The organism is Nostoc cf. edaphicum LEGE 07299, assembly GCF_015207245.1.
Classification (GTDB): Bacteria; Cyanobacteriota; Cyanobacteriia; order Cyanobacteriales; family Nostocaceae; genus Nostoc; species Nostoc edaphicum_B.
Genome location: NZ_JADEXF010000388.1, coordinates 1 through 4,841, shown reverse-complemented (window position 1 = coordinate 4,841; position 4,841 = coordinate 1). Strand labels below are relative to the sequence as shown.

At 42.9% G+C, this 4,841-nt stretch carries 4 protein-coding genes and 1 pseudogene; 1 reads left to right on the top strand and 4 read right to left on the bottom strand.

Annotation, left to right across the window (positions count from 1 at the left end; genetic code table 11):
• Positions 1-56: 56 nt before the first annotated feature.
• Positions 57-542, top strand: a complete 486-nt coding sequence (locus tag IQ229_RS13200) for a L,D-transpeptidase (protein WP_194044346.1) — start codon at positions 57-59, stop codon at positions 540-542.
• Between the two features lie 107 nt (positions 543-649).
• On the opposite strand, the gene IQ229_RS13195 is transcribed toward IQ229_RS13200, so the two are convergent.
• The 4 genes and pseudogenes from IQ229_RS13195 to IQ229_RS13180 all read right to left on the bottom strand — a co-directional run bounded on the left by IQ229_RS13195 (position 650) and on the right by IQ229_RS13180 (position 4,462).
• Positions 650-1,879 (bottom strand): glycosyltransferase family 4 protein, encoded by a 1,230-nt coding sequence (locus IQ229_RS13195; RefSeq protein WP_194044344.1) that lies wholly within the window; start codon positions 1,877-1,879, stop codon positions 650-652.
• A 57-nt stretch (positions 1,880-1,936) separates the two neighbouring features.
• Positions 1,937-2,407: pseudogene (locus IQ229_RS13190) on the bottom strand (sensor histidine kinase); the annotation flags it as partial.
• A gap of 589 nt (positions 2,408-2,996) precedes the next feature.
• Positions 2,997-3,629: a response regulator transcription factor gene (locus tag IQ229_RS13185; RefSeq protein ID WP_194044342.1), complete on the bottom strand. Its 633-nt coding sequence runs from the start codon at positions 3,627-3,629 to the stop codon at positions 2,997-2,999.
• Positions 3,626-4,462 (bottom strand): S1C family serine protease, encoded by an 837-nt coding sequence (locus IQ229_RS13180; protein ID WP_194044341.1) that lies wholly within the window; start codon positions 4,460-4,462, stop codon positions 3,626-3,628. Before IQ229_RS13180 ends, IQ229_RS13185 begins: the two co-directional genes overlap by 4 nt.
• Between the last annotated feature and the right edge of the window lie 379 nt (positions 4,463-4,841).

Sequence of the window (4,841 nt, the reverse complement as noted above, 5' to 3'; positions counted from 1 at the left end):
AATTAGATAAGTTAGTTGTTTTTATTTGTGCATCTGGATTAAATTTTAATCCGGCTATGTCCTTAGCTTCTGAACTAAAAGTTCCTTCTCATACTTCAACCAAAATATTAGCCTCTCAAGCGGCTAATATTAATAATAATTTAATTATTCAACCTCTTCACCTAGAGATTAGCCTTCGCAACCGTCGAGTAACCCTATATCGAGGCAAAAACCGAATTAAAAGTTATCCCATAGCAGTAGGCCGCCAAAACTGGGAAACCCCAATTGGTAATTTCCGAGTGCGTACAATGTTAGAAAACCCTACTTGGATAAACCCTTTTACAGGTAAAGCTATCCCAGGAGGAGACCCTGAAAACCCACTTGGCAAATACTGGATTGGATTTTGGACAAACGGTAAAAATTGGGTTGGCTTTCACGGTACCCCTAATCCTGATTCAGTAGGTAAGGCTGCCTCACACGGTTGTATTCGGATGTACAACAACGATGTTAGAGAATTATTTTATCAGGTTAATATGGGAACACCAGTTACTGTGGTGCGATAGCTGATATAGGGTTATGACGAAAGTCTTAGTCGAGGGTAGCTAGTTATTAACCCAAGTGGCGGCTTTTCATTTTAATCCAAAATCTAAAATTGTTCGGTCATTACAAATTACGGATTAGTATTATTTCTCGCAAGACAAACTTGTTCATAGCTTTTACCAGCAATATCCCAAGTGAATTCTGTTTCTACCAGTTGTCTGCCATTGTAAGACAATTCTGAACGCAGATGTGGACGATCGAATAGTTGACTAATAGCGGTGACGTACTCTGCTGGTTTATTGGCTCGTAATGCCCGTAATGGATGACTAGCACCATCTACAGCTAACCCCTCTAAGCCGCGATCGCTGGCTACTACAGGTATACCAGCTGCCATTGCTTCTAAAGTTTTATTTTTAATACCAAACCCAGTCCGCATCGGTACAACGCAGATGGTGGCTTGATGTAAATATTCTGCCATCGAAGGTACACGCCCCAGCACATTAATTCCTGGTTTTTTATCAAGTGCTAAAACTTCTGCCACTGGGTGAGAACCGACAATATCAAAAGTTGTATTGGGATAGAATTTTTGGATTTCTGGCAAGACTTCGTTGCTGAAAAAACAGACAGCATCAATATTTGCTAAATTATCCATTGCACCAATAAAAATCAGGCGATGTCCTCCAGGATCGGTGGTACGCTTGGGGAAAGAAACTAAATCTACGCCATTGGGAATAACTGTAATTTCGCTATTGGGATTAAATTCTTGTAGTTGAATTTTATCTTCTGCTGTTGTCGCCACAATTGCCGAAAATTTAGCGCAGTAGTTTTGTTCATAACGCCACAAAAGAGGCAGATTAATTTTGTCTCTGAGTGAATTTTCTGAAATGCCTGTTGCTAATTGGTTATGACAGCTAGCATAAACAGAACTATGAACATTAACGATGGTTTTTAGCTGTTTCTGAAAATGCGATCGCACATAAATTTCATTGACGCTATGTTCGCAAGTAATTACATCACATTTTCCTGCTTCCACCCAGTTATCAACCCATGTTTGCATTTCAACTGAGTAGCGGTTAAGTACACTTGGCGGTGTTCCCTGCTGCAAAAATCTACCAAATCGCTCTATTTTCTTCAATATTCCGGTATTTCGAGAATCTGGCGGGCGTTCAAAAATAGCTAAATGATCCACACAATCACGTAATCCTGCTACTTCTGCGTCTGTAACATCACCCTCACGTTGAGTCACGAGGGTGACAGTATGACCTTGACTCAAGTACTTGAGTAAATTAAATGTCCTAACTTGGGTTCCTCCGCGCGTTGGTGGGTAGGGAAAGGTGGAAGATAGCATTAAAATGTTCATACGAGCGATCGCTTTGCAACTAAAGTATTTTTACGTTCGTTTTCAAAAGTTTTTGGTTTAGCCAAAACAGGAAGGTACAGCCAAAGTCAATTCTAAAGGGTGTGATCGCATCGGAATTTTAATCATAAACTCTGTTCCCTGACCGGGTGCTGAAATACACGTTATCTGACCACCATGCTTAGAGACAATAATTTCCTGGCTAATCGACAAGCCTAAACCCGTGCCTCTACCTACGGGTTTTGTCGTAAAGAAGGGGTCGAATAGGCGATCGCGTACTTCCTCTGTCATACCGGGGCCAGTATCGCCAATCCTAATAGTCACAAACTCATTGTCAGTGACTTCGGTGCGAATCCGAATCGTGCTGCGGCAAAAGTAAATTTCTTGGGGCGATCGCTCTTTATCATACTCCTCCAAAGCATCAATTGCATTCGCCAATAGATTCATAAACACTTGATTGAGTTGTCCTGCATAACACTCCACAAGGGGTAGGTGGCCATACTCTTTAACGAGTTGAATTCCTAGTTGGTTAGAGCTTAACGATCGCAAGGCTTCGATCTGACTGCTTGGAAGCTCGATAAATAACGGTATTCACACCTTCATGCAGAGCTTCAATAAAGTTGTAACCGGGAAGGACAGGTATCATTTTTCTAAGCCTAAGTAGTACGATGAACTGGGCATGATGCTAATGAACGTTATCCACAACTGTCAAATAAAAGGACAATCAGGTGCTTTCTTTAGCATTCCCAGCCAGCCCAAAATTTCTCTAAGGCTAAATAAAGCTCAACATTTGGAAATGTAAGCTTGGGTTAAAGGTTATTGGTCTTTCAAGACGCGATAAATCGCGTCTCTACATCTGGGTTTTGTTGCTCATTCTGAACTGTATAGACGCTGCACTATCTGCTTTTCGGTCAGAATACCCAACTGAATTCTGACTTCTGAATTCTGTATTAGACCTCTTGCACAAATGCAAAATTCGCCCACCCTGCGGGATCTTGCTACATCCCCCAACCCCTTCTCCCAAAATTGGGAGAAGGGGAGCCAATTTCAAAGTCCCTCTCCCAAGCTTGGGAGAGGGATTTAGGGTGAGGGTTTTTGATTCATACAAGAAGTCTAAAGATTAAAGCATAATCAAACCCAGTCGCACACCCACAGCAACAGCCTCAGTGCGGCTAGAGACAGTGAGCTTTTGAAAAATGGATGAGAGATGAAATTTGACGGTATGCTCAGAAATATGTAAACGTTTTGCGATCGCTTTATTTCCCAACCCCGATCCAAGCATTCCTAAAACCTCTATCTCCCGTGGTGTCAAGCTTTGTACGGGATTCGTTACCACTTTTTCGCGGATTGACAGTAATTCTACAGCATCCGGGTGCAGCACTAGCAAACCAAAAGCGATCGCTTCCACAGCCGCAACAATTTCTGACTCTGTACTAGTACTGGGCAATATTCCCCGGATACCAGAACGTAAGGCTGTCTCTAAGTCGATGCTGTCGAGTTCTTCAACAATGACGATTGTTGCTAATGGATATTGCTGTTCTTGAATAACCAGCAATTTTTCCCATACCGCTTGTTGAAAATTCCCGCTCAAATCTACCAGCACCACATCCGCCTGTAATTGGCCAACTTCAATCGCCAAGACATCCAAATCGGATGCACTCCCCACAACTGTCAACCGAGGATTGGTAGTTACCACAGTTGATAACCCTGCTCGCACCACAGGGGAAGTAGCAACTACCATCACTCGGATCATGTCGCCTCCACAGCAGTTTTATCGGACTGCACGGCAACATAAATCACGAATTGCTGCCTACCGCGTAGGAGTTGTAGCGGCACAGATCCTTTATTTTCATGGAGATATTTGGTTAAGTCATTCATGCTAGTGAATAATCGCCCCGAAACTCCAATTAAAACATCGCCGATTTGTATACCAGCATTTTCTGCCGCACTGTTAGGTAAAATTGACAGCACCAATAAACCCAAGTTACGCCTACTTAAAAGCACAGGTTGCAGTGTAACTCCCAACTGCGGACGACTATTTCCCTGTAAAAAACGCTCAACGGTGTTGCTGGGAACTGCCACAGCCAAACCATTAACAATCATCGTATTAATTCCCACGACAAGGCCTTGACAATCGGCAAGTGGCCCCCCAGAGTTTCCAGGATATAACTGCAAATCAGCCATAACTGCTCGTGGATTATTTGCATGGATAATTCCAGTTGTCACAGCGCCACTGTCAGCAAAGGGATTACCCACCGCTAAAACTAATTCACCTACTCGTAGCGCTTCAGAATTGCCGATAGTTGCAGCAGTTAAATCAGTGGCAACAATTTTCAGAGCTGCTAAATCCTGCTGTGGATCGAATTGTGTGCGCACCGCATCAAATACCCTTCCGTCTGCCAATTCCACAGTTGCACGGTTGCTGGTTGCCACATGGGCATTAGTGATAATTAGTCCGTCAGGTTGCCAAATTACACCAGAACCGACTCCTAGAGAGCCGCTTTTTACTTTGACAGTGCGATCGCGTAATTTAGCAGCTACCTCTGTCAGTTCAGCAGCGATGTTAGTTAATGTTGTGTTTGCCATGTTATACAATTTATCCGCACGTCAAAATAGAATCAGTAAAACGTTCAAGCAAAAAGGTCAAAGTTCCGAGTTCAGAAGCTCAACGTTCGAGCAAAAAGGTGGAAGTTTCGAGTTCAGAAGCTCAACATTCGAGCAAAAAGGTGGAAGTTTCGAGTTCAGAAGCTCAACGTTCAAGCAAAAAAGTGGAAGTTCCAAGTTCAGAAGCTCAACGTTCAAGCAAAAAGGTGGAAGTTCCGAGTTCAGAAGCTCAACGTTCAAGCAAAAAGGTGGAAGTTCCGAGTTCAGAAGCTCAACGTTCGAGCAAAAAGGTGGAAGTTTCGAGTTCAGAAGCTCGAATGAATAGAAAATTTAGATAAATCTTGATAGAGCTAGTTAAACC

Coding starts and splice junctions, on each gene's coding strand:
- IQ229_RS13200 (WP_194044346.1), top strand. CDS start 57: ATGTCCTTAGCTTCTGAACTAAAAGTTCCTTCTCATACTTCAACCAAA.
- IQ229_RS13195 (WP_194044344.1), bottom strand. CDS start 1,879: ATGAACATTTTAATGCTATCTTCCACCTTTCCCTACCCACCAACGCGC.
- IQ229_RS13185 (WP_194044342.1), bottom strand. CDS start 3,629: ATGATCCGAGTGATGGTAGTTGCTACTTCCCCTGTGGTGCGAGCAGGG.
- IQ229_RS13180 (WP_194044341.1), bottom strand. CDS start 4,462: ATGGCAAACACAACATTAACTAACATCGCTGCTGAACTGACAGAGGTA.